The organism is Geodermatophilus sp. SYSU D00525, from assembly GCF_054050475.1.
In genome coordinates, this window is the sequence record NZ_JBJGZK010000010.1 from 84,255 (window position 1) to 109,283 (window position 25,029).

Here is a 25,029-nt window from a genome sequence, read left to right on the forward strand (position 1 = left end):
CCCGTTGCTCCCTATCGTGTGCTCCAGGTCACACCACCGGGGAGCTGCCATGACCACGACCGACCGTCCTCCGCAGCGCACCGACGTCGACGCCGCCTTCCGCGGCACGGCGACCTACCGCAGCCTGGGCGAGCAGCAGCTCAGCCCCGCCGAGGAGCGCTTCGAGAAGGGCCGCCGGACCGTCGGGCTGTTCCTCGCCCCGGTCGTGACGATCGTCTTCGCGCTGCTGCCGCTGGACCTGCCCCGTGACCAGCACATGCTCGCCGCGATCCTGCTGGGCGTCATCGTCCTGTGGATCACCGAGCCGGTGCCCATCCCGGTGGGCGGCCTCATCGGCGTCGGCGCGATCGTCGTCCTCGGGGTGGTGCCGGCCGACGACGCGGTGGCGCCGCTCGGCTCGACGACGGTGTTCACCTTCATCGGCGCGTTCATCCTGGCCGCCGCCATGCTCAAGCACGGCGTCGCGCGGCGGTTCGCGATGGCGATCCTGTCGATGCAGTGGGTCGGCGCCTCGACCGCGCGGGTGATCATCGCGTTCGGGTTGATCACGGCGCTGCTGTCGGCGTTCGTCTCCAACACCGCCACCGTGGCGATGCTGCTGCCCACGGCGATCGGCATCCTCTCCGTGATCGCCAAGCTCATGCAGGACAAGGGTCTGGTCCGGCCGGACTTCGACCCGCTGCGGCTGCGGGTCGGCGTCGCGCTGATGCTCATGCTGGCCTACGGCGCGAGCGTCGGCGGGCTGATCACCCCGGTCGGCACGCCGCCGAACCTGATCGGCCGCGGGCTGATCGAGGAGGCGACGGGGGAGCGGATCGGGTTCCTCGACTGGATGCTCATGGCGCTGCCGATCTGCGCGCTCATGTTCGTCGCGCTGGCCGCGGTCCTGCTGCTGCTCAACCGGCCGGAGATCAAGCGGATCGAGGGCGTGCACGAGTACGTGCAGCAGGAGCGCGCGCAGCTCGGCCCCGTCTCGCGGGCGGAGAAGAACACGCTGACCGCCTTCGGCATCACCGTCGCGTGCTGGATCTTCCCCGGCGTCATCGCGTTGACCGCCGGCACGGAGTCCGACCTCTACACGACGATCAGCGACCGGATGGACGAGGGCGTCATCGCCGTCCTCGGGGCGTCGCTGCTGTTCCTGCTGCCCACCGACTGGAAGCGGCGGGAGTTCACCCTCAACTGGTCCGACGCCGCGAAGATCGACTGGGGCACGATCCTGCTGTTCGGCACCGGGATCATCTTCGGCTCGCTGCTCGCCGACACCGGCCTGGCCGAGACCATCGGGAACAGCTCCGCCGACTGGCTCGGCCTGACCAGCACGTTCGCCATCACGGTCTTCGCGGTGATCCTGGCGATCGTCATCAGCGAGACGACGTCGAACACCGCCTCGGCCGCGGTCGTCGTGCCGATCATCATCCCGGTGGCCGTGGCGGCGAGCATCAACCCGTTCGTGCCCGCCCTGGCGGCGACCTTCGCGGCGTCCTTCGGGTTCATGCTGCCGGTGTCGACGCCGCAGAACGCCATCGTCTACGGCTCCGGCGTCGTGCCGATCACCAAGATGATCCGCTCGGGCATCTCCTTCGACGTCCTGGGCGCCCTGCTGATCGTGGTCCTGCTGCCGGTGATGGTGGACCTCGTCCTCAACGTCTGAGTCCTCGACGTCCGGGTCCTCGACGTCCGGGTCCTCGACGTCCGGGTCCTCGACGTCCGGGTCCTCGACGTCCGGGTCCTCGACGTCCGACGGGTGAACGGAGAGGGAAGTCTCCCTCTCCGGCGAGCACTCCCGCGCGGGCACGTGTCACGATGGACGACGGCCCGAGCGATGCCGGGCACCGGTCGACGGGAGGGAGGGCGAGCCGTGCGCAGCGAGCCCCCCAGTCCCAGTCCCGAGGCCCTCCCCGCCTAGCTCCCGGTCGTGCCGCGCGCGCCGGGGCGGTGCTGCGTGGAGGGCCTCCGCTGAGTCCCGCCGCCCAGCGTCCCCCGGGAGCCCGTCATGGCCGACCGTCGCCTCGCGCCCCTCACCGCCCTGTCCACCCTCGGCCGCCGTCCGCGGCCGCAGGTCCTGCGGCCGGTGCCGTCCCCGCCGCCGGCGCCGCCCCGGCCCGAGCGCCAGTCGCGCCTGGTCGACAACGCCGTCTACGCGAGCGGCCGGCGCATCGCCACCCCGCCGTCGGCGGAGGAGAGCCACGACTGGCTGACCGAGGGCTTCGAGGACCGGCTGGTGTGGCTGGGCCTGTACCGGCCCGAGCCCGCGGAGCTGGGGGAGCTCGCCGAGCAGTACGACCTGCCCGAGCTCGCCGTCGAGGACGCCATCCAGGCCCACCAGCGGCCCAAGTTCGAGCGCTACGGCGACACGCTGTTCGTCGTCCTCAAGGCCGCGCGGTACCTGGACGCGGCCGAGGAGGTCGAGTTCGGCGAGCTGCACCTGTTCCTCGGCCGGCAGTTCGCGATCACCGTCCGGCACGCCGAGTCGCCGGACCTGGCCCGCGTCCGGCGGCGGCTGGAGAGCGAGCCGGCGCTGCTGGCCAAGGGCAGCGAGGCGGTGCTGTACGCGATCCTCGACGCCGTCGTCGACGGGTACTCGCCGGTCGTCGCGGGCCTCGCCAACGACATCGACGAGATCGAGACCGAGGTCTTCCGCGGGGACCCCGGGGTCTCGCGGCGCATCTACGAGCTGTCGCAGGAGGTCCTGGAGTTCCAGCGGGCCGCCCAGCCGCTGACCGGGATCCTCGCCGCGATCACCGCCGGGTTCGACAAGTACGGCGTCGACGAGGAGCTGCGCAGCTACCTGCGCGACGTCGCCGACCACGTCACGCAGGTCAACGAGCGCATCGAGGCGTTCCGGCTGCAGCTGCGCGACATCCTCACCGTGAACGCGACCCTGGTGGCGCAGCGGCAGAACGACGAGATCCGCGAGCTGACCGAGGCCTCGATCGCGCAGGGCGAGGAGGTCAAGAAGATCTCCGCGTGGGCGGCCATCCTGTTCGCGCCGACGCTGGTGGGCACGGTCTACGGGATGAACTTCGACGACATGCCCGAGCTGTCGTGGCACCTGGGCTACCCGTTCGCGCTGGTGCTGATGCTGGGCGTGAGCCTGACGCTGTACGCCGTCTTCAAGCGCCGCGACTGGATCTGACGACCGGCGCCACCCGGTGGTCGACGTCCCGTGGCGTCGGGGAACAACCCGGTGGCCAGGCCGGTTACGATGGGTGCACAACTACACAGGGGGTGAATGGTCTCGACTGCGGTCGGGTGACCAGGGGAAGCGAGCCGAGGAAGCCGACGATGAGCTCGTTAACCACGCGTCGGAAAACACACAAGCGCCGACAAGAGTCAGCGCGCGTACGCCCTCGCTGCCTGATCAGCGAGTGTGACGCTGTCAGCCCGGGTTCCGTCATCGGCCCGGTGTCTGGCATCAGCTAGATGACTCACCGTGCGTGCCGGTCGCGGGCGCGCACGGGACACCTCACAGCGACTGGGCCCGTCATCCCGTCTCGTCCGTGAGATCGGGAGGGTCGAGCAGAGGCGCAGCGGACTGCGCTCGGAGAAGCCCTGGTGATGCGTCGCAGGACGCGGGTTCGATTCCCGCCACCTCCACCCCTGGGTCCCGGCCGATGCCGGGGCCCGCTGCCGGCGGAGAGCCGGGGGACACGGCGAACAGTCGTGCCCCCCGGCTCTCCGCCGTCCGCGGGCTGGAGACCTCCTTCCGCCCGTCAGCTCCAGGGCCGCAGCCGCGGGATCCACCCCCGGACGTTCCGCCGGTACTCCCGGTACTGGTCGCCGTACTGGAGCTCCCGGGTCAGCTCCTCGTAGCCCCGCACGAACGCCACCACCGCGAGGAGCACGACGCCCGCGTGGAGCAGGGCACCCCAGCTCCCGAACAGCAGTGCCTGCCCGAGGACGATCGCCAGCACCGCCAGGTACATGGGGTTGCGCACGTGCCGGTACGGCCCCACGACGACGAGACGCGCGGTCGGCACCGGTGGCGCGGGGGTCCCGTCGGCACGCGCGAAACGGGCGAAGGCGTCGAGCAGCACGACGACCCCGCCGAGGACGGCGACGGCCGCCACGATCGCGACCGGCCAGACCCAGGCGCCCGTCCACGGGATCCGCCAGCCGGTGATCAGCCCCGGGACCAGCCCGGCCACCACGCCCGGTGTGAGCACGAGGAACACGAGCGTGCCGGCCCGTGCCCGGACCCGCACGCGATCCACCGGCCGAGGGTGGCCACGGCGCCCGGTGCGCTGCCGGGTCCGCCGCCCTACCGGTGCGACTCCCGTGCCAGGCGCCGGTGCCTGGCCTCCGCCCGCTTCCGGATCCCGCGCAGCATGCGCCGCATCATCGGGTAGTCCCCGAACTCCATCAGCACGACCGTGCCCAGGACCAGCGGCCGCGACCACTCGTAGACGGTGGCCAGCCGGGTGACCAGCCTCGTCCGTCCGCCGGGGAGCGGCACCAGGCGCCAGGCGAAGGTCCGGTTCGGGGTCCGCCACAGCAGCCACTCCGGGGCGACGAAGCCGTCGACGACGAACGCCGTCCGCTCCGACGGCCGCGGGACCATCGCCAGCCGCTGGCCGACGTGGATGTCCTGCAGCTCGGGGACGACGTCCCGGGCGCTGGGGAGCGCGAAGTCGTCGAGCAGGTCGTCGGCGTACCAGCCGCCGCGCCGGTACCCCACCTGCACCAGCCACGGCCACACCTCCTCCGGAGGGGCGGAGACGGTGATCGCCCGGGTGGCGACGTACTGGGCGCGGGGGAGCAGGTCGTCCCCGGGCATCGGCGCCGCGACCTCCTCGGGACGGGCCCCCCACGTGCGGTGCCGGCGCCGGAACAGCGGGGCGACCAGGCAGAGCGGCAGGTCGACGACGGCGTTCGCCAGCTGGCGGGGCAGGTCTGCCGCGGTGTCGCGGTACGACGGCGGTCGCGCGCGGGACGAGGGCGGCGTCCTCGGGGCGACGGCGGCCGGCCCGTGCTGGGGGTCCGGCGGTGCGACGGCGTCGGGAACGGACATCTGCGCTCCTCGAGGGGGTTCGGGTCCGTGCCGCGGCCCGGCGCGGCCGGCGCTACGTCGGGAGCGGGGTGCGACCGGTCGCTCGCGCCGCGAGGAGCCTCCGCGACTCGGTGACGAGCGTGACGATCCCGGTCACGAGCAGCACGGCGGCGAGGACGCCGAGGACGAGCTCGATGCCGCCGCTCGTGGCCCGGCCGTCCCCGGTGGCCTCCACGACGGCCGTGGCGGCCACCACGCCGACGCCGCCGACGCTGATGAGGACGGTGAGGAGCACGCTCGTGCCCTCCGCGGAGCGCGCGGGCGGCAGGACGTTCTGCACGGCGACCTGGCCGAGGGAGAAGCCCATGCCGGTGGTGACGCCGCAGAGCGCGAGCGCGACGACGTAGAGCGGCAGCGGGCCGGCCACGGCCAGCAGCACCAGCGCCGGCGCGGCCAGCAGGACGGCCACCCCCATGACGATCCCCGCCGGGAAGTGCACGGAGAGCGGCCCGGCCAGGGGCCCGCACGACGCCAGCCCGACCGAGGAGGCGAGGAAGACCAGTCCCGCGGCGGCCGCGGACAGCCCCCGGACGTCCTGCAGCTCGAGGGTCGCGAGGACGATGAACACGCAGGCCCCGATGTTGGCGATGGTGCCGGCGACGGTGAGCACCACGAACACCCGGTCGCGCACCAGCGACGGGCGCACCAGGGGTGCCGGGACCCGCGTCTCCACCACCGCGAACACCGCGAGCAGCGCGGAGCCGGCCACCAGCGGCACGATCGTGACCGGGCTCGCCCAGCCCTCGGCGCCGACGTCGTCGATGGCGACGCTGACGAGGGCGAGCCCCCCGACCACCGAGACCACGCCCCACCAGTCCAGCTGCCGGAGCGTGCGGGGCCCGGTCTCGTCGCGGGACTCGGGCAGTCGCCGGACCCCCCAGAACGCCAGCGCGGCGATGGGGACGTTGAGCAGGAACACCCACCGCCAGCTGACCTCCGAGGCCAGCACGCCGCCGACGACCGGGCCCAGCGCCGTCCCGACGCCGGCGATGCCCAGCAGGGTGCCGGTGACCCGCGGCCGCTCGCCCTCGGTCGTCGCGTTGGTCACCAGCGCCAGCGCCGTCGGCATGATCATCGCGGCGCCGAGGCCCTGCGCCACGCGGGCGGCGATCAGCACCGGGACCGCCGAGGTGAGCCCGCACACCAGCGACGTCAGCGCGAACACGGTGGTGCCGAGCAGCAGCACGCGACGCCGTCCCAGCACGTCACCCGATCGTCCGGCCGGGATCAGCAGCGACCCCAGGGCGATCATGTAACCGCTCAGCAGCCACTGCAGGTCCGTCGTGGTCGACCCGAGGTCGGTCGCGATGGTCGGGAGCGCCAGGGCGAGCGAGAAGAAGTCCAGCTGGATGCAGAACAGCGCCCCGGCCACGGGCAGGAACGGCAGCGTCCGCCGCAGGGTCCCGGGTGTCGTCATGAACGACCGCCCCCTCGTCGCGCCCGGCCAGTGTCGCAGCGCGGAGGCGCGGGCGACAACGACCTCGACCGCGGCCGCGCCCGGTCAGGACCGCCGGGGCGGCGTCACGTGCGCAGGCCCTCCGCGGGCGCGGAGAACAGGGCGGCCGCGTTGTCGTCGAGGAGGGCGAAGCCGTCGACCATCTGGGCGCTCACCCGCCAGCGTCCGGGGGCCGCGTCCCGGCGGAACCGCCACGTGTGGAAGGCCTGCCCGGTGAACTCCTCGCTCACTGCGGCCTCGGGGAGCCGGCGGCGCAGGAAGAAGCGCAGCCGGGTCCGTGCCGTCAGCTCGTCCTCGGAGGTACGCCGGGCGTCCATCACCTGCAGGACCTCGTGGGACTCGTCGAAGAACACCGACCGGGAGGCGAGGAAGTCGGCCAGCCCGTCCGGCCCGCGCCACACACGGCCGCCGACGAACCCCGTCTCGAAGTCCTCCGTCAGGACCTCCGCCAGCATCTCCTCCGCGGGCACGTGCGCCTGGAGGAGGCGGAAGTAGTCCTCGATCGCGGTCAGGACCAGGGGCTCGAGGACCTCGGGATCTACCATGGGATCTCCCTGTGCGCTACCGGCGCAGCCGGCGTCATGCTCGCACCACGAGGGGCTCCGGGGGAGGGAGAGCCGCCCCCGGCTCCGGGGGGACGGCCGCGGGGGCCGCCACCACGGGGCGGATCACGTCCTCCAGGCCGGCAGAGCCGAGCCGGTCGTCGGCGACCGTGCCGCGTGGGCAGGACGGGAGGGGCTCCGTCGCACGGCTGTCGCGGGCCCCGTCGACGGCCAGGGGCCCGCCGGGCGGGACGCTCGGCTCTGTCGTGCGCGGCGGGAGGCGGGGACAGTGGGCCGCGCGGCGATGCCGCAGGGGCACCGCCGCCTGCTCGAGAGAGGAGCGGTGGCATGTACGCCCGGACCACCACCATCCGCGGCAACCCGGAGCGCGTCGACGCCGGCATCACCTACACGCGCAACGAGGTGCTGCCCGTGATACGGCACGTGGACGGTTTCGTCGGCCTCTCGATGCTCGTCGACCGGGACGCCGGCCGCTGCATCGTCACCTCCGCCTGGGAGGACGAACGGGCCATGCGCTCCAGCGCCGCGCAGGTGCGCCCGATGCGCGTGCAACTGGTCGGGGTGTTCGGCGGTGAGCCGGAGGTCCGGGAGTGGCAGATCGCGGTCCTGCACCGCGCGCACGAGACCCACGACGGCGCCTGGGCGCGGCTGACCTGGACGCGCGGGGACCTCGCGGGCATCGACCGGGCACTCGAGGTCTACCGCTCGACGACGATGCCGCGGATCGAGCAGATGCCGGGCTTCTGCAGCCTCAGCCTCCTGGTCGACCACGACAGCGACCTGGCGGTGGGCACCGTCACCTTCGACGACCGCGACGCGCTCGAGGCCTCCCGGGAACAGGCCCGGTCCCTCCGCGAGGAGTCCGTCCGTGCGATGGGCCGGGAGGTGGTCGACGTCGCCGAGATGGAGCTCGTCCTCGCCCACCTGCGGGTACCCGAGACCGTCTGAGCGGCCTGCCGCGCGGGCCCGAGCGAGGGCCCCGGCCGGGAGGCCGGGCGGGGTCGTGCGGCGTAGCGTGGACCCGTGCCCGGATCGGGTCACGCCGGCTCCGTCCGGAGCCGTGGTGCACGAGGTCACCTCTGCGTCCTCCACGACGACGTCGCGGAGTACCGCCGCCGCGTCGTCGCCTTCTTCGCCGAGGGCCTGCGCGACGGCCTACGCGTGGTCTACGTCGCCTCCGGGTCCCCCGAGGGAGCGGCGGAGGACCTCGCCGGGCTCGGGGACCTCGAACGGCTGCAGCGTGGCGGCAGCCTCCAGGTCCTGACGCTCGGTGACGTGTACGGATCCGGCGGTCCGGTGCGGGCCGGCGAGGTGGTACGGCACTGGGCGGCGGCGACCGAGCGGGCCCTGGCCGACGGCTTCCGGGGGCTGCGGGTCAGCGCGGAGGGTTCTGAGCTGCTCCGCCCCCCGCACCAGCGGGACGCCTTCGCCCGGTACGAGTTCCTCGTGGGGCGCTACATGGCCGACCACCCGATGTCGGCCCTGTGCGGCTTCTCGACCGACCTCGGGATCGACCTCGTGACCGAGTTCGCCGCACTGCACGCCCCCGATCCGTCCGGGCAGCCGGCCCTGGGGGTCTCCGCCCGCACCGACGGCGCGCTCGGCCTCACCGGGGAGACCGACCCGGTCGCCGTCACCGCGCTCGGGCGGGTGCTGGCCCGCCTGGGGGCGGGAGCCGACACCGGGACGCTGGTCGTCGACATGGGCGACGTCGAGTACGTCGACCACCGGTTGCTGCGGACCCTCGACGACTACGTCCGCCGGACCGGGGTACGTCTGACCATCAGATCGACCCCGCCGTTCGCGGCCCGGCTGCTGGACCTGTTGCCGGCGTCCTACCTGCGGCTCGCAGACGTGGGAGCGGAGTCATGAGAACGGGTGCCGCACGGGGCCGGACCGGCAACTTCCACGAGGCCGGCTTCTACTCGTCGGACGACGAGTTCCTGGCGCTCATCGTGCCCTTCGTGACCCAGGGCACCACCGTCGGCGAGCCGGTGGTCATCGGGTACGACAGCCGCAAGTGCGACCTGCTCCGGGCGGCGCTGCCCCGGCCGGACGGGGTCACCTTCATCGAGGACGCGAGCCTCTACGCCTCGCCCGCGCGCGCCATCGAGGCGTACCGCCAGCAGTTCGAGCGGCACGTGGCCGCCGGCGCGGGGCAGGTCCGGATCGCCGGCGACGTCCCGCACGAGGGCAACGGCGGGCGGTTCGAGGGCTGGGACCGGTACGAGTCGGCGGTCAACGTCGTCTGGCAGGACTACCCGGTGTGGAGCCGCTGCCTGTACGACGCCACCACCGTGCCGGACGCCGTGCGCGAGGTCGTCGGCCGCACCCACCCCCGCCTGGTCACCCCGGACGGCGGCGCCGGCGCCAGCCCGCGTTACCAGGACGTCGCCGAGTTCGAGGGGCTGCCGCCGGCCGTCGACCCGCTGGAGCGGACGGCGCCGGTCGTCGACCTGACCGACGTCTCGCTGAAGCAGACCCGGCGCCGCGTCCGCGACGCCGTGCAGGACCTGGTCGGCGCCACGGCGCTCGACGAGCTGCTGTTCGCGCTGTCCGAGGCCGTCGTCAACGCGCAGCTGTACGGCCGGCCGCCCACCACCGTCCGGGCCTGGACCGGGGACGGCCGCGTCGTCGTGCACGTGCACGACACCGGCCCCGGGCCCGCCGACCCCCTCACCGGTCTGGTCCCCGCCCCCGACAGCGCGGCCGGCGCCGGGCTCGGCCTGTGGCTCAGCTGCCGGCTCGCCGAGGTCGACGTCGCGCTCCTCACCACCGACGGCTGCACCGTCCGGCTCCGCACCGGCCGGCCGCCCGCCCCCGCGCCGGAGGCCGGGGGCGTCCCGGTCCTGCGTCCCGGCACCGCGCGCGGGGAACCCCGCGGTCCGGGCGCCGTCCACGCCGTCGACGGCGACGGCTCGTCGTTCTGCGGGAGCGTGCCCGCCGACCGACTCGACCCGGTCGGGGACCGCTCCTGGTCCGACGTCCCTCCCGAGGAGCGGTGCCGCCGGTGCGGGCTCCTGGTGGACCACCACGGCCTCGGCTAGCGGCGTCCCTCCCGTGCGTCCTCCGAGGACAAGGACCCTGGTGGGTGCCGGGGGAGCCGCCCTACGTTCGGGGCGGCCGAGGAGGCGGCCACCGAGCGCGACCACCGGAGGCGTCCCATGGACAGCCCCTACCGGGGTCAGGCCGACGTCCACGTCCTGCCCACCAACCTCTCCCTGCCGGGGGTCGGCGTCCTCCCGATCAACGCCTACCTGATCACGTCCGAGGAACCGGTCCTCATCGACAGCGGCCTGGCCGTCGACGCGGACCAGTTCCTCGACGCGGTCGGCTCGATCGTCGACCTGGAGGCCCTGAAGTGGGTGTGGCTCACCCACGACGACGCCGACCACACCGGGAACGTCCAGCGCATCATGGAGGCGGCCCCGAACGCGCGGCTGGTCACGCACGGGTTCTCCGCCCTGCGCATGTCGACGTGGTGGCCCGTCCCGATGGAGCGCGTGCACGCCATCCGGGCCGGCGACGAGATCCACGTGGGGGACCGCACGCTCACCGCGGTCGCCCCGCCGCTGTTCGACAACCCGATGTCCCTCGGGATCCTGGACCGCTCCACCGGGGCGCTGTTCACCGTCGACGCCTTCGGGGCGCTGCTCCCCGAGCCCACGCAGGACGCGGCCGACGTGTCCCCGGAGGCCCTCGCGGGCGGCATGATCGGCTGGGCCACGGCGGACTCGCCCTGGGTGCACATCACGGACGAGGCCGAGTTCGGCCGGGTCCTCGACCGCGTCCGGCAGATCCAGCCCCGGCGGATCTTCTCCTCGCACCTCCCCGTCGCGAGCGGGACGGAGCTGGAGGAGTTCCTGCGCGTGCTGGCACAGGTCCCCACCGCCGAGCGGTTCGTGCCACCGGACGCCGAGCAGTTCACCGACATGATCAAGGCCATGGCGGAGATGCAGCGCGCCGGCGAGCAGGTCCCCGCGACCCCGACGGTGGCCGACGCGGCACCCGGGCCGGGCGTGTCCCCGCCGGCGCCGCGAGGGCCCACGTCGCCGGCGGGCGAGACCGTCCGGAGCCCGTAGCCGCACACCCAGGGGTCCCGTGGCCGCAGGACCCCCGGGCGGCTCCGGCCGGCGGCCGGACCCCTCGCGCCCGGTCCGGTGCGGCGGGATCATGCCGGGCGTGGGCCGGCAGGTCGACGTCCGTACCGAGACGGTCATCCGCCGTCCCCGGGCGGAGGTGGCCGCCTACGCCGGGGACCCCGCGAACGCCCCCGGGTGGTACGCGAACATCGAGTCGGTCGACTGGCGGACCGCGCCGCCGGTCGCGGTCGGGTCCCGGGTGGACTTCGTCGCCCGCTTCCTCGGCCGCCGGCTCGCCTACACCTACGAGGTCACCGAGCTGGTGCCCGGCGAGCGGCTGGTCATGCGGACGGCTCAGGGGCCCTTCCCCATGGAGACGACCTACGCCTGGGAGGCGCTGGACGACGGCCGGACCCGGATGGTGCTGCGCAACCGCGGCCGGCCGCACGGGTTCTCCCGGTGGGTGGCGCCGCTCCTGGCGGGCGCCGTCCGCCGGGCCAACCGCGCCGACCTCGCCCGGCTGCGGGCAGTGCTGGAAGTGCACTGACCGACGTCAGGCCGGGACCGGCACCGGCCGGGCGGGGCCGGACTGCACGGGGGCCGCGGGGCTGCGGAAGCCCCGCGCGATCAGGTACACCGCGAGGCCCATCTCCCAGACGGTCACGGGGAGGGCGGCGAGCCCGGCCACGGCGGACACCTGGTCGTGGAGGCCGAACAGGACCGCGGTCGAGGAGAGGAACACCACCGGGCCGCCGACCAGGCCGGTCACCGCGATCCACCGGGGTGCCAGGCGGCCCCGGTACACCAGCGTGGCCAGCAGCAGCGTGTTGACGCCGATGACCAGGCCGGGGCCGACGAGGAACGTCGCGTCGTGCAGGGCCACCAGCCCGCGGGCGACGCCGACCAGGGACGCGTCGTGGTCGCCCTGCCGCAGCGCGACCACCGCGAGGACGCTGACGATCCCGGTGACGATCACCGCCGCCTCGAGCAGCCGCCCGCACACGTAGCCGAGGGCCAGCGCCCGGCCGTGCCGCTCGACGACCGGGTAGGCCGTGACCGCGGTGCCGATGCACGCCGCGGCCAGTCCGACCTCCAGCAGCGCGCCCCAGCGCACCTGCGTGTCGGCGCCGGCGCCCAGCACGTACCCGGGGTCGCCGAGCAGCGGCTGGTACAGCGCCAGCGCCGCGACCGCGGTGACCGCGGCGACCAGGAAGAACACGCCCGTGACGACGGCGGCTCCGCGGGACTCCCTCACGACCTGCTGCTCCCTCCGATGGTGGTGTACGGCGTACACCGACGGCGGGGACGGTACGGTGTACGCCGTACACCCGTCAAGCAGGAGGGTCGGATGGCACGGGAGCCCCTGAACCGGGCGCGCGTCCTCGCGGCCGCGGTGGCGCTCGCCGACGAGGCCGGCCTGGCCGCGGTGAGCATGCGGCGGCTGGCCCAGGAGCTCGGCGTCGTCCCCATGGCGCTGTACAAGCACGTCGCCGACAAGGACGAGCTGCTCGACGGGATGGTCGACGTCGTCATCGGGGAGTTCGAGGAGCCCGGCCCGGGCTCGGACTGGCGGACCGCGGTCCGGCAGCGGCTGCTCTCCGCCCGCCGGGCGGTGCTCCGGCACGCCTGGGCGCGGCAGGCGATCGAGTCGCGCACCCACCGGACGCCCGCCGTCCTCGGCCACATGGACGCCGTCGCCGGCACCTTCCGGGCCGGCGGGTTCTCCGTCGACCTCACCCACCACCTCATGCACGCCCTCGGCAACCGCATCTGGGGCTTCAGCCCGGAGCTGTTCGACGCACCGCGCGACGACGAGGCGCCGGAGCCGACCCCGGAGGAGCGGCAGGCGGTGGCCGCCGAGTTCGCGCGGCGGTTCCCGCACGTGCTGGAGATCGCCACGGCGGCCACCGGCGGCGACCTGTCCGGCGTCGGGCAGGGGTGCGACGAGGACTTCGAGTTCGCCTTCGCCCTCGACCTGCTGCTCGACGGCGCCGAGCGGCTGCACGCGCGGGGCTGGCGCAGCTCGCCGTCCTGACGGGTGCGCGGCGGCTCAGGCGGCGAGGAGCTGGTGGACCAGCCGGATCGCGATCGAGCCCTCGCCGACGGCGGAGGCCACGCGCTTGACCGACCCGTGCCGGGCGTCGCCGGCCGCGAGGACGCCCGGGACGCTGGTCTCCAGCGGCAGCGGGGGACGGCCGAGGGCGCGGGCCGCGCCGGCGCTCACGTCCGGCCCGGTCATGACGAAGCCCCCGGGGTCGCGCTCGACGGCCGGCGGCAGCCAGTCGGTGTGCGGCCGGGCGCCGATCAGGAGGAACAGCGCGTGCGCGCGCACCGTCTCCACCGCGCCACTGGCCCGGTCGCGCAGCACGAGGTGGTCGAGCCGGCCGTCGCCGCCCCCGCCGACGACCTCGGTGCCGGTCCGCACCTCGATGCCGGGGGTGCCCTCGACCTGGCGCACGAGGTAGTGCGACATCCCGGCGTCCAGCGACGCGGCCCGGACCACGAGCGTGACCCGCGCCGCGAACCGGGCCAGGTGCAGCGCCGCCTGCCCGGCCGAGTTGGCGCCCCCGACGACGTAGACCTCCTCGCCCGCCACCAGCGGGGCCTCCGACGCCGCGGCGCCGTAGGAGACGCCGGCCCCGCGCAGCGCCTCGAGCGACTCCACCCCGAGGCGGCGGTAGCTCGCGCCCGGGGCGAGGACCACCGCACGGGCGACCACGACCCCGCCGGTGGCGAGCGAGACGACGATGCCGTCGGACTCCCGCACCAGGTCCGTGACCTCCTGCATGAACGCGAACCGGGCCCCGAACAGCCACGCCTGCTCGTAGGCGCGGCGCGCCAGCTCCCCGCCGGTCACGCCGCGGGGGAAGCCCAGGTAGTTGCGGATCGCCGAGCTGGAGGTCGCCTGGCCGCCGATGCTGCCGGAGTCGACGACGATCGTGCGCAGGCCCTCGGAGGCGCCGTACACGCCCGCGGACAGGCCGGCGGGCCCGCACCCGACGATCACCAGGTCGTACCGGTCGCCGGACGGGTCGATCGCCGTCCCCGCCGACTGCGCGATGTCGAGGTCGGTGGGGTCCTCGAGCACCGTCCCGTCGGGCATGACCAGCAGCGGCAGCCTCCGGTGCTCCCGGTCGGTGAGCAGGGCGCGGCCCTCGTCGGAGTCCGCCAGGCAGAAGCGGTGCGGCATCGCGCAGCGGCCGAGCACCTCGCGCAGCTCGTACGCCCGCCCGCTCCAGGTCTCCCCGACGACGTCGATGGTGTGCGGCGCGCGGTGCCGCGTCTGCGCCCACGCGAGCAGGAACCCCGAGACCGCCTGGTGGAACTGCTCGTCCGGCGGCGACGCCGGCCGCACCAGGTAGTGGTCGATGCGGCCGCGGGCGATCGCCTCGAGGACCGCGTCCCCGGTGCCCGGGTCCCCGACGTGCCCCCACGGGACGAGCAGCGCGCGCTCGGCGTCCGGGAACCGGCTGCGCACCTCCGCCAGCAGCTCCGTGCCCGGGGCGCCGGAGACCGTCTCGCCCGCGAGGACGAGGGCGACCTCCTCGCCGGCCTGCGCGAGCTCGTCCAGCGAGGCGAGTGCCTCGTCCGCCGACCCCAGGCACAGGACGCGGTAGTCCCGCTCGTACCGGCTGCACAGCTCCCGCCCGACGGCGCCCAGCAGGGCCGGGTCGTCGTCGACGGCCATCAGCACCGGACCGCTCATGCGGGCGGAGCGTAGGGAGCCGACGCCGGGCGGCCCAGGGTCGTGGGACCCGGGACCGGCCGGGGTCAGTCGTGCGGCGGGGTGAGCCGGCGCGGCACGCAGGCGTTGACCAGTTCCGCGCCGTGCAGCTGGGGGTAGGTGGCCGCGCACCACGCCTCGACGTCGGCCCGCCCGGCGGCGCCGGTGTCGACCACGGTGATCCACCAGGGGTCGCCGTCGGGTGCGGTCGACCGCCGCCCGAAGTCGGTGCCCTGCAGGACGTACAGCGCCGACGGGTCGGTCACCGTGGCCAGCCCGGCCCGGCTCTCGGCCAGGACGTCGACGGCGGAGAAGGTGTGCGAGCCGTCCTGCGCGGTCTGCAGCGGGTCGGTGGTGCCGACGTCCTTGGACGCGAGCTGGGCGACCCACCGGCCGTCCAGGGGCACCCGGGCCAGCGACTCCTCCCGCAGCGCCGCGAGCTCGGCCAGCGCGCGGGCCTCCGCCTCGGGCTCTCCCGCGTCCTCCTGCGGCTCGGCGGCCGCGGCGGTGCTCGGTGCGGGCTGCTCGGCGCCGGGCGCGCACGGCGGCAGGTCGCCGCGCGCCGGGACGGGCGTGCACGGGCCGGTGTCGACGCGGGCGGCGACGCCGGTCCACCACGAGGTGGCACCCATGGCCCCGGCCCACGACAGCGAGACGTGCACGTGGTCGGTGTGCGGGCTGGCGCCGTCGTACGGCTGCCACCCCCGGCCCGGCGACCAGATCTCCCGGTCCCAGATGACGTACATGACGCCGAGCCGCCGCGCCGCCCAGGCGGACTCGCCGGAGGGGCCGGGCGCGGCGAGCCACGCCAGGAACCCCTCGGCGACGGCCCGCTGCGCCGGGACGCCCGCGTCGAGCATCCAGTCGAGGGCGCGGCCCTCCTTGTGCTCGCTGGGCCCGCCGACGGCGCAGTCGCGGGAGATGCCGACGCTGCCGGCGCCGTAGTGGGCCAGCAGCGCGTCGGCCAGGTCGCGCGTGCCGGGCTTCGGTGCGGGGTCGCAGACCGCCTGGGCGACGTAGGGGGCGGGCGCCTCGACCGTCGGCGGCGCGGCCGCCGGGGCGGTCGGCCCCGCGGTGGTGGCGGAGGCGGGGGACGCGAGCAGCACGGCCGCAAGGCTCCCGGCGAGGACGGCGCCGACCAGCGTGCGGCGGGGGAGCGGGGTCGGGCGCACGGCGTCCTCCGCGGTCTCGGGAGTCCGGCGCGGCTCATCCCAGGGGGACGGCGCGGCGGCGGTCCAGCCCCCGGGTCGTCCGCGTTCCGGCTCCGCGGCGTGGCGGTACGGCCTGCGACCGCCACGCCCGACGGGACTCAGGCGTCGACGGCGTGTGTCCGGCCGCGCAGCGTGTCCAGCGAGCGGTAGACGCCGACGGCGACCGCGCCGAGGGCGACGACCCCCTCGTCGTCGGCCGTGGCGGAGTCGCGGAGCAGGGCGGTGAGCCGCCGCAGTGCGTCACCGGCGTCCCGGACCGCGTCGTCCCCGCCCCCCGCACCACCGGGGGCGCGGACCAGCCGGGCGAGGCCGTCGAGGGCGTCGGCCAGCAGCCAGCCGGTCCCGCCGTCGATGCGGTCGATGCCCCGGCGGTGCGGGGGCAGGTGGGCGACGAGCGTGGTCAGGTCGTCGACGAGGACGGCGACCCGGTCCAGGGCCCGCGACTCCTCCCGGACCCGCGCCGCGGTGCCGCCCCAGCGCCGCGCCCGCGGGTTGGCCAGCCGGGCGCGCTCGACGACGGCCTCGGCCGCCCGCATCCGGTCCAGCGCGGCGTCCAGGTCCCGGCGGGGCCCCTCCCACGCCCCCGGCGCGGGCAGCTCACCGTGCCGCAGGCCGCCGGCGATGTCGTGCAGGTGCCGGGCCAGCAGCGCCCGCGTGGTCGCGATCGCCCGGACGGCCGCGGTGAGCTGCATCGGCGGGAACAGGACGGTGGTGACCAGGACGCCGATCGCCGCGCCGAGCAGGGTCAGCCCGGCGTAGGCGACGGCGTAGCGCGCGGGGTCGGCCGCCGTCCCGACGGTGAGCATGAGGACGGCGGCGAAGCTCACCCAGCTGGCGTGCTCCTGCAGCACCCGCCACTGCTCGACGCCCACGGCCAGCGCCACGATCAGCGCGATGGTGAGCGCGCCGGGCAGCGCCTCGGCGGTGAGCTGGTGCACCGTGACGCCCAGGCCGAAGCCCAGCAGGATGGCGAGGACCGTCCGCCAGGCCGCGCCGGCGGAGTCGGCGACCGTGGGGTGCACGGCGACGACCGCGCCGAGCGGGGCGTAGTACGCGTACTGGGGGAACGGCGGCGGCAGCAGCACCGCCACCTGCCAGGCGAGCGCGGCGGCCAGCGCCGCCCGCACCGCACGCTGCACCCAGGGCCTGCGCAGCAGCTCGCCCGTCCGGGCCCCCGTTCCCGGTGTCCGCACCGCGGTGCGGCTACCCGCCCGGCCGGGCGCGGGCGGCGGGTTCCACCCCGTCGCCCGCGGGCGCCGGCCCGGCCGTGTTCCCGGTGACCCGCACCGACGGGACCTCCGGCGTGCCGTCCGCGCCGTCCCCGCCGGCCTCCACGACCAGCGCGAAGTCCTCGCCGTGCCGGGTGATGCCCTCGACGACGGCCTGCTCGACCGCCTCGACGGCGTAGGTGCGGCGCAGCACCATCGGGTCGGTGCGCACGTCCTTCGCGAGCGACACGGCCAGGCCGACCATGACCAGCGCGAAGGGCAGCGCCGCGATGATCGTCAGGTTCTGCAGGCCGGTGAGCGCCTCCCCGCCGCCGACCAGCAGCATCACCGCCGCGACGGCGCCCATGACCACGCCCCAGAAGACCACCGTCCCGCGGCGCGGCCGCAGCGTGCCGCGCTCGGACAGCGAGCCCATGACGATCGAGGCGGCGTCGGCCCCGGAGACGAAGAAGACCGCCACCAGCACCATGACCAGCACCGTCGTGGCGGTGGCCAGCGGGTACTGCTCCAGCACCCCGAACAGCTGCCCCTCGGAGGTGGCCTGCCCGGCGACGTCCGCGCCGGACCGCTGCGCGGCGATGCCGGCCCCGCCGAAGACGGCGAACCACACGAGGCTGACCCCGCTCGGCACCAGCAGGACGCCGGTGACGAACTGGCGGATGGTGCGGCCGCGGCTGATCCGGGCGAGGAAGACGCCGACGAACGGCGTCCACGAGATCCACCAGGCCCAGTAGAAGACCGTCCAGCCGCGCAGCCACGTCGCCGTCGCCTCACCGCCGCTGGCCTCGGTGCGCGCGGCCATCCGGGCGAGGTCCGCGGCGTAGTTGCCGACCGCGCCGGGGACCAGGTTGAGGATCAGCACGGTCGGTCCTGCGACGAAGACGAAGACGGCGAGGACGAGGGCCAGCACCATGTTGACGTTGGACAGCCACTGGATGCCCCGGGCGACCCCGGAGACCGCGGACGCGACGAACGCGGCGGTCAGCACGGCGATGATCCCGACCAGGACGCCGTTGCCGACGTCGCCGGCCCAGCCCAGGATCTCCACGCCGCTGCCGATCTGCAGCGCGCCCAGGCCCAGCGAGGCCGCCGAGCCGAACAGCGTGGCGAAGATGGCCAGGACGTCGACGACCCGGCCGGCCCAGCCCTCGGTGCGGCGCCGGCCGAACAGCGGCTCGAACGCCGCGCTGACCAGCTGCCGGCGGCCGCGGCGGAACGTGCCGTAGGCGATGGCCAGTCCCACCACGGCGTAGATCGCCCAGGGGTGCAGCGTCCAGTGGAACAGCGTCGTGGCCATGGCGGTCTGCACGGCCTCGGGGGTCTCGGCGGCCACCGTGCGCGGCGGCGGCGTCACGTAGTGCGCGAGTGGCTCGGCGACGCCGTAGAACATCAGCCCGATGCCCATCCCGGCGCTGAACATCATCGCGATCCACGAGACGGTGCGGAACTCCGGCGTCTCGTCGTCGCGGCCGAGCGGGATGCGGCCGTACCGGCTGGCCGCCAGCCACAGCACGAAGACGACGAACGTCGAGGCCAGCGTCACGAACAGCCAGCCGAGGTTCGACTCGATCCACACCAGCGCGCTGCTGCTGGCCGAGCCCAGGCCGGTCGGGCTGACGAACCCCCAGGCGAGGAACGCGAGGGCCAGGACCGCGGCGACGGCGAACACGACGCGGTCCAGCCGGCCGTGCGCGTCGGCCGCCGGGCGAGGCGGCTCGGCGATCGCGGGGTGCGGGTCTGCGGGGGACGGGACGAGGGCCGGTGCGGCCGTCGCGCCGTCGGGGTGTCCGGGCGGTGCGGGGGAGCTCACTGGTACCCGTCCGCGCGCAGGCGCGGGCGAACCTCCGTTCGGTGTGCGGTGGGGGACGGTGTCCCTGGCGGGGGAGGTGTGCGCGCACGGTCAGCGCGCAGGCCCCGCGGATCCAGGGTCGACGCGATCCGGCGGTCGCGCAAACGGGCCGGTCGCCCCACAGCTCCCGGGTCCGCCGGACGGGGGACGTGCGCCGCGCCGGGATGACGGGGCGGGGGCGCCGGGTTGTTGAACGTGCAAGCACTTCACCCCCGCACGAGGAGAGCGCCCGCATGACCACCTACGCCGTCACCGGAGCCACCGGCCACCTCGGCCGCCGCGCCGTCGAGGAGCTGCTCGACCGCGGCGTCCCGGCGCCCGACGTCGTCGCCGTCGCCCGCCGTCCCGAGGCCGCCGCCGACCTGGCCGGGCGCGGCGTGCAGGTCCGCCACGGCGACTACTCGAGGCCGGACACCCTGCCCGCGGCCCTGGCCGGCGTCGACCGGCTGCTGCTGGTGTCCGGCAGCGAGCCGGGGCAGCGGGTCGCCCAGCACGAGGCCGTCATCGACGCGGCGGTGGCCGCCGGGGTGCAGCGGGTCGTCTACACGTCGATCGCGCACGCCGACACCTCGGCCAACCCGCTCGCTCCCGAGCACCGCGGGACCGAGGAGGTGCTGCTCAAGGCGGACGTCCCGGCGACCGTCCTGCGCAACAGCTGGTACCTCGAGAACTACACCGCGCAGCTGGACCGGTACCTCGCCACCGGCGAGATCGTCGGCGCCGCGGGGGCGGGCCGGGTGTCGATCGCCCCGCGGGACGACTACGCCGTCGCCGCCGCGGCCGCGCTGCTGACCGACGAGGAGGGCACCGTCGTCCTGGAGGTCGGCGGGCCCGGCGTGACCCTCGCCGACCTCGCCGCCGCCGTCACCGAGGCCACCGAGACGACGGTCCGCTACCGCGACCTCCCGGCCGACGAGCTCGTCGCGACCCTGCAGGGCGCCGGCCTCGACGCCGGCACCGCCGGGTTCGTCGCCGCCATCGACACCTCGATCGCGAACGGCGAGCTCGACACCGGCGACGCCGACCTCGTCGCGCTGCTCGGCCGGCCGGTGACCCCGCTGGCCGACGCCGTCCGCGCCACCCGCGCCTGAGCCCGTCCCGCGGCCGCCCGGGTCGACCCCGGGCGGCCGCGGACGTGCCCGCGGCCGTCCGGTCAGTCCGCGGGCACCGAGTGGTGCTCGTGGGTGACCAGCCAGCGCCCGTCCACCCGGCGCAGCCCCACGGTCAGCCGCACGTCGAAGCCCTCGGTGCCGACCGCGCCGACCCGCAGCAGGCCGTGCGCGAAGGCGACGCCGTCCCCGGCCACCACCGTCAGCCGCGAGACGTCGAACAGGCCCTCGCCCTGCGCCTCCCAGAACAGCCGCCACTGCTCCAGGTAGTCACCGATCCCGGTCACCACCATCGGCGGCGGGGCGTCGAACAGCACGACGTCGCCGGTGTGCACGGCCGTCACCGCGTCGACGTCGGCGCGCCGCACGGCCTGCGCCCACGCCTCCAGCACCTGGCGGACCTGCACCTCGTCGGAGTCCATGCAGGGCAGACTGCCCCGGGCCCCGGATCTCGTCCCCCGGGGTGAGGTCCGCCGCCCGGCTGCACCCGGCCCGCGGCGGTGCCGATCCCCGGGGCATGAACCCGATCGCGTGCCGCGCCGTGGCGCAGGCGGGCCTGGTCGCGGCCACCGCCTCGGCCGACGACGAGCGCCCCTGGCCGCTGCTGCTGGTGGCCGGCCGGCACACCACCGCCGCCGACCTCGTGCCGGCCGACGCCCGGTTGACCGCGGAGCTCGCCGCCCTGCCGGTCTGACCGCCCGGAGCCCTTGGGCCCTGTCCGCTTCCCGCGGTCCGGGTGGAGGGTCGCTCCACACCTCACCGGTCTGCCCGCGGGGAGGACCCGATGACCGAGACGTCCGTCCGATCCGTACCGGCTGCGGATCGCGCGGGAGGTGGCGGGCACGCGGTCGTCGTCGGCGGCAGCATGGCCGGTCTGCTGGCCGCACGTGCCCTGGCCGGGCACCTCGACCGGGTCACCGTCGTCGAGCGGGACGTGCTCCCCGAGGGGCCCGGGCACCGCAAGGGGGTGCCGCAGGACCGGCAGTTGCACGCGCTCCTGGCCCGCGGCCGAGGCAGTCTCGACCGGCTGTTCCCCGGCTTCAGCGCCGAACTCGAGGCGGCCGGGGCAGTGTGGGCGCGGATGCCCGCCGACTTCGCTCTCCTCGGTCCCTTCGGGTGGATCGACCGGCGGGCGGCCGGCTGGACGGGGCTGTTCGCGAGCCGCCCGCTGATCGAGGCCACGGTGCGCCGCCGGGTGCGGCAGCTCCCGGGGGTGACCGTGCGCGAGGGCTGCGAGGTCACCGGCGTCCGCGCGTCCGAGGACGGACGGGCGGTCAGCGGCGTCACGGTCCGACGGCTGGACACCGGGGAGACCACCCGGCTCGACGCCGACCTCGTCGTCGACGCCTCCGGCCGGGGCTCCCGCGCGGTCGCCTGGCTGACCGCCCTCGGCTACCCCGAACCGGAACGCAGCGAGGTCGACCCCGACATCGCCTACGCCAGCCGGCTGGTCCGCATCCCGGAGGGGTTCACGGCGGACTGGAAGGCCGTGATGCTCACCTCCAAGCCACCGACGGTCCTGCGGACCGGGTACGTCTTCCCGATCGAGGGACGCCAGTGGCACGTCGCGGCGATGGGCGCCGCCGGTGACCACCCGCCGACCGACGACGCGGGCTTCGCCGCCTTCCTGCGCAGCCTGCGCCACCCCGTCCTCGCGGACGCCGTCGAGCGCGCCGAGCCGGTCACCCCTGTCCGGAGCCACCGGGGGACGGCCAACCGGCGGTGGCACTTCGAGCGGATGCCCCGCCGGCCCGAGCGGTTCGTCGTCGTGGGCGACGCCGTGTGCGCCTTCGACCCCGTGTACGGCCAGGGCATGAGCATGGCCGCCGTCGAGGCCGAGATCCTCGACGCCTGCCTCTGCGAGCAGCGCCGCCGGCAGCGGGCCGGGGACCTCGACGGTCTGGCGACCCGCTTCCAGCGCCGGCTCGCCCGCGCCCTCGCCGACCCGTGGATGTTCTCGACCGGTGAGGACCTGCGCTTCCCGACGACCACGGGCACGGAGGTGACGCGCACGAGCCGGCTGATGCACCGGTACCTGGACCGCGTGCTCGCCGCGTCCACGCAGGACCCCCGGGTCGCCGATCTCTTCGCCCGGACGCTCGGGATGCTGGAGCCGGCGTCCGCCGTCTTCCGCCCGCACGTGGTCGCCGCGGCCCTGCGCGCCCGCCTCGACCGGGAGGGCGGGGTCCCGCCCCGGAGGCCGGCGGAGGCAGCACTCGCCGGTGCGGACGCCTAGGAGGCCGTCGTGACCACTCCCACGACCGAGCAGCTGGCAGAGGTGACCGAGGGCACCGTCGCCGTCGCCGGGATCCGCAGCCGGGTCCTGTCCGCCGGTCCCGAGGACGCCGCGGAGGCCGTGGTGTTCGTCCACGGCAACCCGGGCCCGGCCGACGACTGGCGTCGGCTGGTCGCCCGCACGGGGGTCTTCGCCCGCGCCGTCGCCCCCGACATGCCGGGGTACGGCGAGGCGGACAAACCGGAGCGGTTCGTCTACACCGTGGACGGCTACGCCCGGCACCTCGCGGCGATGCTGGACGCCCTCGGCGTCACCCGCGCGCACCTGGTCCTGCACGACTTCGGCGGGCCGTGGGGTCTGGCCTGGGCGGCCGACCACCCCGACCGCGTGGGCAGCCTGACGCTCGTGAACATCGGCGTCATGCGGGACTACCCGTGGCACTCCCTGGCCCGGATCTGGCGGACGTCGGGGCTGGGCGAGCTGTTCATGCGGACGACGTCGCTGCGGGGCATGCGGATGATCCTGGGCCGCGGCTGCCCCCGGGGACTGCCCGAGGAGGCCGTCCAGCGCATGTACCGCAGCGCCCGGGATCCCGGCTGCCAGCGCGCGGTGCTCCGGCTCTACCGCGCCACGGACATCGCCGCCCACGGCGAGGACCTGCACCGCCGGCTGGGTGACCTCGACCGGCCGGTGCTGGTGGTCTGGGGACGGCACGATCCGTACCTGCCCGTCGCCTGGGCGGAGCGGCAGCGCGAGACCTTCCCGTCTGCGCGGGTCGTGGTCCTCGACGACAGCGGGCACTGGCCGATGCTCGACGACCCCGTCGCCTTCGAGCACGCCGTCCTCCCGTTCCTCCGGGAGGTGACCGCGGCCGGCCGGGTGCCCGCCGCGCCCTGACGGCCGCGCCTCCCGCGGCGGAGGGTGCCTGCGTGTCCGGGTGGGCCGGTCCTCGTTGAGCCCTCCGTGATCCCGGACAGCGCCCGCACGGCCGCCCGCCGCGCCGACGACGTGCTGGCCTGGGCCCCGAGCGGCCGGATCGCCGTCCCGCTCATCGTCGCGCTGGTCGTCGTCGCCGACCTGGTCGGCGTCGGCACCGTCACCATGCTGCTGCTCGGCGTCTCCGACGACGGGGACGAGGCCGGCCGCGGCCCCACCCTGCTCGCCGCGCTGGCCTACCTGCTCGTCGCGCTGCCCGCGGCCACCCTCGCCGGGCTGCGCCGGCAGCGGGCCACCACCGCGTGGCTGGTCGCCGGCCGCGACCCCACCCCGGCCGAGGCCGCCCGCGCGCTGCGGCTGCCGGTGGACGCCGCGCTGATCGCCGCCGTGGTGTGGCTGGCCGGGGCCGTCCTGACCGGCGCCGTCGCGGCGGCCGCCTTCCCCGACCCGCTGGTCGGCCTGCGGGTCGGCGTCGTCGCGCTGCTCGGCGGCGCGGTCACCGCCGGTGTGGTCTACCTGCTCGTCGCCCGCGCCGCCCGCGCGCTCACCACCCGCGCGCTGGCCGCGCACCCGCCGTCCGGCCGCCTCGCCCTCGGCGTCCGCCCGCGCCTGCTGCTCACCTGGGGCCTGACCAGCGCGGTCCCGCTGCTCGGGGTGGTGCTGCTGTTCGCCGACCCGAGCAACCCCGGCGGGCCCGGCCGCGCCGCCGTCGTCTTCCTCGCCGTCGTCGCCGTGCTCGTCGGCGGGCTGGCCACCCTGCTCACCGCCCGCGCGGTCGGGCAGCCGCTGCGCGACCTGCGGCAGGTGGTGCAGCGGGTCGGCGCCGGCGACTACGGCGCGAGCGTCACCGTCGACGACGCCGGCGAGATCGGCCTGCTGCAGGAGGGCGTCAACACGATGGCCGCCGGGCTCGCCGAGCGGGAGCGGCTGCGCGACCTGTTCGGCCGGCACGTCGGGACGACGGTCGCCGCACGGGCGCTGGCCGAGGGCGCCTCGCTGGGCGGGGAGCTGCGGCCGGTGGCGGCGCTGTTCGTCGACGTCGTCGGGTCGACGGCGCTGGTGCGGCGCACCGGCCCGGAGGGGATGGTCGGCCTGCTCAACCGGTTCTTCGCCGTCGTCGTCGACGCGGTCGAGGCCGAGGGCGGGCTGGTGGACAAGTTCGAGGGCGACGCCGCGCTGTGCGTGTTCGGCGCGCCCACCGGTCACCCCGACGCCTCCGGCGCCGCGCTGCGCGCCGCCCGCCGGATCTGCGACGACGTCGCGCGCGCCGGGGAGGTCGACGTCGGCGTCGGCGTGGCCTGCGGGCCGGCGTGGGCCGGGCAGGTCGGCACCGCCAGCCGGATGGAGTACACCGTCATCGGCGACCCGGTGAACGAGGCCGCCCGGCTCACCGAGCTGGCCAAGGACCGGCCCGGGCGGGCGGTGGCCAGCGAGGCCGCGGTCCGCGCCGCCGGCGGGGGCGAGGCCGCGCACTGGGCGCCCGACGCGGAGGTGGAGCTGCGCGGCCGCGGCGAGCCGACCCGCACCTGGGTGCCCCGCACGTCGTGACGCTCGGAGTCCTTCTGCCGCGGCGCGGCCACC

Annotated in this window: 23 protein-coding genes and 1 other RNA gene; 14 read left to right on the top strand and 10 right to left on the bottom strand. The window is 75.7% G+C overall.

Annotation, left to right across the window (positions count from 1 at the left end):
• Positions 1–49 precede the first annotated feature (49 nt).
• From ACI796_RS11100 to ssrA, 3 genes are all read left to right on the top strand, one after another.
• Positions 50–1,654: an SLC13 family permease gene (locus ACI796_RS11100; protein ID WP_456941284.1), complete on the top strand. Its 1,605-nt coding sequence runs from the start codon at positions 50–52 to the stop codon at positions 1,652–1,654.
• A 342-nt stretch (positions 1,655–1,996) separates the two neighbouring features.
• Positions 1,997–3,139, top strand: a complete 1,143-nt coding sequence (locus tag ACI796_RS11105) for a magnesium and cobalt transport protein CorA (protein ID WP_456941285.1) — start codon at positions 1,997–1,999, stop codon at positions 3,137–3,139.
• Between the two features lie 88 nt (positions 3,140–3,227).
• Positions 3,228–3,603: a transfer-messenger RNA gene (ssrA, locus tag ACI796_RS11110) on the top strand.
• 113 nt (positions 3,604–3,716) lie between these two features.
• On the opposite strand, the gene ACI796_RS11115 is transcribed toward ssrA, so the two are convergent.
• The 4 genes from ACI796_RS11115 to ACI796_RS11130 all read right to left on the bottom strand — a co-directional run bounded on the left by ACI796_RS11115 (position 3,717) and on the right by ACI796_RS11130 (position 7,054).
• A complete protein-coding gene (locus tag ACI796_RS11115; RefSeq protein WP_456941286.1) occupies positions 3,717–4,217 on the bottom strand; it encodes a methyltransferase family protein in 501 nt (166 codons plus the stop codon).
• A 47-nt stretch (positions 4,218–4,264) separates the two neighbouring features.
• Positions 4,265–5,014: a hypothetical protein gene (locus tag ACI796_RS11120; RefSeq protein WP_456941287.1), complete on the bottom strand. Its 750-nt coding sequence runs from the start codon at positions 5,012–5,014 to the stop codon at positions 4,265–4,267.
• A 52-nt stretch (positions 5,015–5,066) separates the two neighbouring features.
• On the bottom strand, positions 5,067–6,470 hold the full coding sequence (locus tag ACI796_RS11125) for an MFS transporter (protein ID WP_456941288.1): 1,404 nt from the start codon (positions 6,468–6,470) through the stop codon (positions 5,067–5,069).
• 104 nt (positions 6,471–6,574) lie between these two features.
• Positions 6,575–7,054: a hypothetical protein gene (locus ACI796_RS11130; protein WP_456941289.1), complete on the bottom strand. Its 480-nt coding sequence runs from the start codon at positions 7,052–7,054 to the stop codon at positions 6,575–6,577.
• A gap of 345 nt (positions 7,055–7,399) precedes the next feature.
• On the opposite strand from ACI796_RS11130, the gene ACI796_RS11135 reads away from it, so the two are divergent.
• The 5 genes from ACI796_RS11135 (at position 7,400) to ACI796_RS11155 (ending at position 11,701) form a co-directional block, all read left to right on the top strand.
• Positions 7,400–8,020 (top strand): antibiotic biosynthesis monooxygenase, encoded by a 621-nt coding sequence (locus tag ACI796_RS11135; RefSeq protein ID WP_456941290.1) that lies wholly within the window; start codon positions 7,400–7,402, stop codon positions 8,018–8,020.
• 75 nt (positions 8,021–8,095) lie between these two features.
• Entirely contained in the window at positions 8,096–8,944 is an 849-nt protein-coding gene (locus tag ACI796_RS11140; RefSeq protein WP_456941291.1) for an MEDS domain-containing protein, read from the top strand.
• Complete coding sequence (locus ACI796_RS11145) at positions 8,941–10,119, top strand: anti-sigma factor RsbA family regulatory protein (protein ID WP_456941292.1); 1,179 nt, start codon at positions 8,941–8,943, stop codon at positions 10,117–10,119. The genes ACI796_RS11140 and ACI796_RS11145 overlap by 4 nt, the downstream gene beginning before the upstream one ends.
• 117 nt (positions 10,120–10,236) lie before the next feature.
• Positions 10,237–11,154, top strand: coding sequence for an oxygen-binding di-iron domain-containing protein (locus ACI796_RS11150; RefSeq protein WP_456941293.1), 918 nt, complete (start codon positions 10,237–10,239; stop codon positions 11,152–11,154).
• Between the two features lie 100 nt (positions 11,155–11,254).
• The gene (locus ACI796_RS11155; protein ID WP_456941294.1) at positions 11,255–11,701 is read left to right on the top strand and encodes an SRPBCC family protein; all 447 of its coding nucleotides are present in this window, start codon (positions 11,255–11,257) and stop codon (positions 11,699–11,701) included.
• A 6-nt stretch (positions 11,702–11,707) separates the two neighbouring features.
• On the opposite strand, the gene ACI796_RS11160 is transcribed toward ACI796_RS11155, so the two are convergent.
• Positions 11,708–12,409, bottom strand: a complete 702-nt coding sequence (locus ACI796_RS11160) for a DUF4386 domain-containing protein (RefSeq protein WP_456941295.1) — start codon at positions 12,407–12,409, stop codon at positions 11,708–11,710.
• Between the two features lie 93 nt (positions 12,410–12,502).
• Between ACI796_RS11160 and ACI796_RS11165 the strand changes: the two genes are divergently transcribed.
• The gene (locus ACI796_RS11165) at positions 12,503–13,189 is read left to right on the top strand and encodes a TetR/AcrR family transcriptional regulator (protein ID WP_456941296.1); all 687 of its coding nucleotides are present in this window, start codon (positions 12,503–12,505) and stop codon (positions 13,187–13,189) included.
• 15 nt (positions 13,190–13,204) lie between these two features.
• On the opposite strand, the gene ACI796_RS11170 is transcribed toward ACI796_RS11165, so the two are convergent.
• The 4 genes from ACI796_RS11170 to ACI796_RS11185 form a co-directional block, all read right to left on the bottom strand.
• Entirely contained in the window at positions 13,205–14,860 is a 1,656-nt protein-coding gene (locus tag ACI796_RS11170; RefSeq protein ID WP_456941297.1) for an FAD-dependent oxidoreductase, read from the bottom strand.
• A 65-nt stretch (positions 14,861–14,925) separates the two neighbouring features.
• Positions 14,926–16,050 (bottom strand): hypothetical protein, encoded by a 1,125-nt coding sequence (locus ACI796_RS11175; RefSeq protein WP_456941298.1) that lies wholly within the window; start codon positions 16,048–16,050, stop codon positions 14,926–14,928.
• A 137-nt stretch (positions 16,051–16,187) separates the two neighbouring features.
• Positions 16,188–17,282: an FUSC family protein gene (locus tag ACI796_RS11180; RefSeq protein ID WP_456941299.1), complete on the bottom strand. Its 1,095-nt coding sequence runs from the start codon at positions 17,280–17,282 to the stop codon at positions 16,188–16,190.
• A gap of 10 nt (positions 17,283–17,292) precedes the next feature.
• Positions 17,293–19,128, bottom strand: a complete 1,836-nt coding sequence (locus ACI796_RS11185) for a BCCT family transporter (RefSeq protein WP_456941300.1) — start codon at positions 19,126–19,128, stop codon at positions 17,293–17,295.
• A 272-nt stretch (positions 19,129–19,400) separates the two neighbouring features.
• On the opposite strand from ACI796_RS11185, the gene ACI796_RS11190 reads away from it, so the two are divergent.
• The gene (locus ACI796_RS11190) at positions 19,401–20,258 is read left to right on the top strand and encodes an SDR family oxidoreductase (RefSeq protein WP_456941301.1); all 858 of its coding nucleotides are present in this window, start codon (positions 19,401–19,403) and stop codon (positions 20,256–20,258) included.
• A 62-nt stretch (positions 20,259–20,320) separates the two neighbouring features.
• On the opposite strand, the gene ACI796_RS11195 is transcribed toward ACI796_RS11190, so the two are convergent.
• Positions 20,321–20,698: a YybH family protein gene (locus ACI796_RS11195; RefSeq protein WP_456941302.1), complete on the bottom strand. Its 378-nt coding sequence runs from the start codon at positions 20,696–20,698 to the stop codon at positions 20,321–20,323.
• A 95-nt stretch (positions 20,699–20,793) separates the two neighbouring features.
• On the opposite strand from ACI796_RS11195, the gene ACI796_RS11200 reads away from it, so the two are divergent.
• The 4 genes from ACI796_RS11200 (at position 20,794) to ACI796_RS11215 (ending at position 24,996) form a co-directional block, all read left to right on the top strand.
• Positions 20,794–20,970, top strand: a complete 177-nt coding sequence (locus tag ACI796_RS11200; RefSeq protein ID WP_456941303.1) for a hypothetical protein — start codon at positions 20,794–20,796, stop codon at positions 20,968–20,970.
• A gap of 90 nt (positions 20,971–21,060) precedes the next feature.
• Positions 21,061–22,512 (top strand): FAD-dependent oxidoreductase, encoded by a 1,452-nt coding sequence (locus tag ACI796_RS11205; RefSeq protein ID WP_456941304.1) that lies wholly within the window; start codon positions 21,061–21,063, stop codon positions 22,510–22,512.
• A 9-nt stretch (positions 22,513–22,521) separates the two neighbouring features.
• Entirely contained in the window at positions 22,522–23,409 is an 888-nt protein-coding gene (locus ACI796_RS11210) for an alpha/beta fold hydrolase (protein ID WP_456941305.1), read from the top strand.
• 66 nt (positions 23,410–23,475) lie between these two features.
• Positions 23,476–24,996, top strand: a complete 1,521-nt coding sequence (locus tag ACI796_RS11215; protein WP_456941306.1) for an adenylate/guanylate cyclase domain-containing protein — start codon at positions 23,476–23,478, stop codon at positions 24,994–24,996.
• Positions 24,997–25,029 lie beyond the last annotated feature (33 nt).

What these genes read in the sequence shown, in the direction of transcription:
- ACI796_RS11170 (WP_456941297.1), bottom strand. Translation starts at nt 14,860, where the DNA reads ATGAGCGGTCCGGTGCTGATGGCCGTCGACGACGACCCGGCCCTGCTG.
- ACI796_RS11150 (WP_456941293.1), top strand. Translation starts at nt 10,237, where the DNA reads ATGGACAGCCCCTACCGGGGTCAGGCCGACGTCCACGTCCTGCCCACC.
- ACI796_RS11195 (WP_456941302.1), bottom strand. Translation starts at nt 20,698, where the DNA reads ATGGACTCCGACGAGGTGCAGGTCCGCCAGGTGCTGGAGGCGTGGGCG.
- ACI796_RS11105 (WP_456941285.1), top strand. Translation starts at nt 1,997, where the DNA reads ATGGCCGACCGTCGCCTCGCGCCCCTCACCGCCCTGTCCACCCTCGGC.
- ACI796_RS11190 (WP_456941301.1), top strand. Translation starts at nt 19,401, where the DNA reads ATGACCACCTACGCCGTCACCGGAGCCACCGGCCACCTCGGCCGCCGC.
- ACI796_RS11130 (WP_456941289.1), bottom strand. Translation starts at nt 7,054, where the DNA reads ATGGTAGATCCCGAGGTCCTCGAGCCCCTGGTCCTGACCGCGATCGAG.
- ACI796_RS11135 (WP_456941290.1), top strand. Translation starts at nt 7,400, where the DNA reads ATGTACGCCCGGACCACCACCATCCGCGGCAACCCGGAGCGCGTCGAC.
- ACI796_RS11125 (WP_456941288.1), bottom strand. Translation starts at nt 6,470, where the DNA reads ATGACGACACCCGGGACCCTGCGGCGGACGCTGCCGTTCCTGCCCGTG.
- ACI796_RS11100 (WP_456941284.1), top strand. Translation starts at nt 50, where the DNA reads ATGACCACGACCGACCGTCCTCCGCAGCGCACCGACGTCGACGCCGCC.
- ACI796_RS11200 (WP_456941303.1), top strand. Translation starts at nt 20,794, where the DNA reads ATGAACCCGATCGCGTGCCGCGCCGTGGCGCAGGCGGGCCTGGTCGCG.
- ACI796_RS11145 (WP_456941292.1), top strand. Translation starts at nt 8,941, where the DNA reads ATGAGAACGGGTGCCGCACGGGGCCGGACCGGCAACTTCCACGAGGCC.
- ACI796_RS11165 (WP_456941296.1), top strand. Translation starts at nt 12,503, where the DNA reads ATGGCACGGGAGCCCCTGAACCGGGCGCGCGTCCTCGCGGCCGCGGTG.
- ACI796_RS11205 (WP_456941304.1), top strand. Translation starts at nt 21,061, where the DNA reads ATGACCGAGACGTCCGTCCGATCCGTACCGGCTGCGGATCGCGCGGGA.
- ACI796_RS11120 (WP_456941287.1), bottom strand. Translation starts at nt 5,014, where the DNA reads ATGTCCGTTCCCGACGCCGTCGCACCGCCGGACCCCCAGCACGGGCCG.